Here is a 2,581-nt window from a genome sequence, read left to right as displayed (position 1 = left end):
GGCCGCCCACTACGATCAGATCACTGCGCCCCAGCCGGCGGCGCAGCCCGTATGAAGACGGCAGAGAAGCCGAGACGGTTCATAGCGCCGCGCTCGATAACGCGAGCTACCAATAACGGGCGGCGTCGGCGCGCAGCTGGAACCAGGGGTCACCCATCCGGATGCCCAGTGCCTTGGCCTCGGGGGAGCGGGCAACCACGCACCCGTCGTTGTTGGAGAGCACCACCAGCGGCTTGCCCGCCAAGGAGGGCTCGAAGAGCACCTCGCAGGAGGCGTAGAAGTTGTTCACGTCCACCAGAGCGATCACCACACACCACTTTCCTGTTGGTCAGTGGACGTGGCGGATGCCGTAGACCACCACACCCCAGACCACCAGCTCGCTCAACGAGGGCACTTCCACATCCGGGTAGGCCGGGTTCTCCGGGTGCAGCACCACCCGATCCGGGTAGGTGTGCAGGGTCTTGATGGTGAAGTCCCCATCGAGCACCGCGATCACCACGCTGCCGTGCCGTGGGGTCAGGGAGCGGTCCACGAGCACTTCATCCCCGTGATAGATCCCGATGCCTTCCATGGAGTCCCCGGTGACGCGGAAGAGGTAGGTGGAGGTGACATCGCGGATCAACACTTCGTTGAGGTCGATCCGCCCGTCGTCGAAGCTGTCCTGGGCCGGGGAGGGGAACCCGGCCGGGACCCGGACCAGGACCGCGTTCACCAGCACCGGGTCGTCAATGGTCAGGGGTATGGGGGGTCTCATGCCGCTAGACTAGAACACATATTCGATATCAGGACACCACATCGTGATCTAGACGTATATAGCTACGATTGACCCTTGTTGATGCTCCGGATTCTGGCGGGTGGCCCGGACATGCCAAGGACCCGTCCGCGTGGGGGGCGGGACGGGTCCTTGGGGTGGTTTACCCCTGGTGGGTGTTGGTGCTCCGACAGGTGAGGCGTGAATTCGTCTATCGGTGGCCGCGGCAGGGCCAGGATCAGGAGCTGACGGAGGACCCCTTCTTGGCCTTGATCGCTTCCAGGGCCTGCTTGAGGTAGCCGGCGAACACCGGGTAGTTCTCGCTCATCGGGAAGTGGCCGATCTCTTTCATCTCGAAGAACTCCGCATTGCGGATCTGCGAGGCCGTGCGCGCCCCGTCCTCGGGGGTGGTGAGGTAGTCGTACTCGCCGGTGAGCATGACCACCGCGCACTGGTCGGTGTCGATGTCTTCGAGCTTGCCGCGCAGATCGTGGTCAACGGAGTAGAAGTGCAGATCCCCCTTGAAGGCCTCGGAGCCCTGGGTGTAGTAGAACCAGGTCTTCCACCGGTCGGCGTCCGGGGACTGCGGGGCCATCAGGTCCCAGGTTCCGCTGGCGCAGACTTGGGCGGCGTTGGCGTGCGGGTGCTGCCACCAGTCCAGGTAGAAGCCCGGGGAGTAGTCTGCCCCTTCGACCGGGATGACCGCATCGAAGCGGTCCGGGCGTCGGTAGGCCAACTGCAGGGCGATGTTGCCGCCGAAGGAGGAGCCCATGAAGATCGGGTTCTCCAGCTCCAGGGCATCGCACAGGGCCAGGATGAAGTTGGCGTAGTGATCGGCGGTGAGTTTGTACTCTTCGGTCCACCATTCGGTGTTCTCCGGCGGGTCGGACTTGCCGTGCCGGGGCAGGTCGTAGGCGATGACCCGGTAGTTGGCGGTGATCTCCTCGTCTTCGAGCAGATCCCTCCACTGGTGGTTGTGGCAGCCAGCGGTGTGCTGACAGATCAGCGGCTGGCCGGTGCCGTTCTCGAGGTAGAAGACCTTGTACTCCAATCCGTCGACGTCGATGGTGATGTAGTGGCCGGTGACAGGTGAGATGCGAGCCATGAGAGTTCTCCTAGTTCAGGCGGTGCAGAGGAGTCAGACGGGGACGCCGACGGTGCGCAGCAGTTCGATCTGGCGGGTGAGGCAGCGCAGGTTCTGCATCAGCACCAGGACATCGCCTTCCAGGCGCATGTCGCGCTGGAAGGACGCCGACCAGATGCCGTGGAACATCGGCGCCGGCATCTCGGTGCCGAACTCCCGCCAGGTGGCGGCACTGGCACGGATAGCGAACTGGTACGGGGCGCCCAGAGGACCAGGATCGATGCTGATCTCAGCGACGCGCCCGGCGTTCATCCGCACCACGATGGTGTGGTCGTCCATATCCAGCGCATAGGAACACGTGAAGTACTTCCCGTGCGCCTGGATCTCCGGGTCCTGGTCATTGGCGGTGCGAAAGGCCTCTGCCCATTGCTGGGCGGAGGTGGTTTCGGTGGTGGCAGTCATGTCGTGGTCCTTCCCGGTGCTTTCGGGGTTGCCGTGGCGATCGCCACCCCCATTGCACCGTGGCCTCGGTCACATGACCATGACCGGTCTGCTATCGCGCAATAGGCCATACCTATTGGCTCCGGCCGGTCCGCTCTCTACCGTGGAGGGATGCTCCCACCATTTGAGTTGAACCGTCTCGGCTTCTCTGCCGTCTTCATACGGGCTGCGCCGCCGGCTGGGGCGCAGTGATCTGATCGTAGTGGGCGGCCTCGAACTCGGCAGGCGGGACGTTGCCGAGGCTG

Annotated in this window: 3 protein-coding genes and 1 pseudogene; all 4 read right to left on the bottom strand. The window is 64.0% G+C overall.

Translation table 11 applies throughout. From position 1 onward, the window contains the following. Positions 1-109 precede the first annotated feature (109 nt). Positions 110-310, bottom strand: a pseudogene (locus PU704_RS19875) (Y-family DNA polymerase); the annotation flags it as partial. Positions 311-328: 18 nt separating this feature from the next. Next, positions 329-754, bottom strand: a complete 426-nt coding sequence (locus PU704_RS19870) for a LexA family protein (RefSeq protein ID WP_277552874.1) — start codon at positions 752-754, stop codon at positions 329-331. A 235-nt stretch (positions 755-989) separates the two neighbouring features. Then, positions 990-1,856 (bottom strand): alpha/beta fold hydrolase, encoded by an 867-nt coding sequence (locus tag PU704_RS19865; RefSeq protein WP_277552872.1) that lies wholly within the window; start codon positions 1,854-1,856, stop codon positions 990-992. Between the two features lie 33 nt (positions 1,857-1,889). Next, positions 1,890-2,297: a hypothetical protein gene (locus PU704_RS19860; RefSeq protein WP_277552870.1), complete on the bottom strand. Its 408-nt coding sequence runs from the start codon at positions 2,295-2,297 to the stop codon at positions 1,890-1,892. Between the last annotated feature and the right edge of the window lie 284 nt (positions 2,298-2,581).

This window comes from Kocuria oceani (genome assembly GCF_029524215.1).
GTDB classification, from domain to species: domain Bacteria; phylum Actinomycetota; class Actinomycetes; order Actinomycetales; family Micrococcaceae; genus Kocuria; species Kocuria oceani.
Note: the sequence above shows the minus strand (reverse complement) of the source record. Positions and strands in the feature narration are given on the sequence as shown.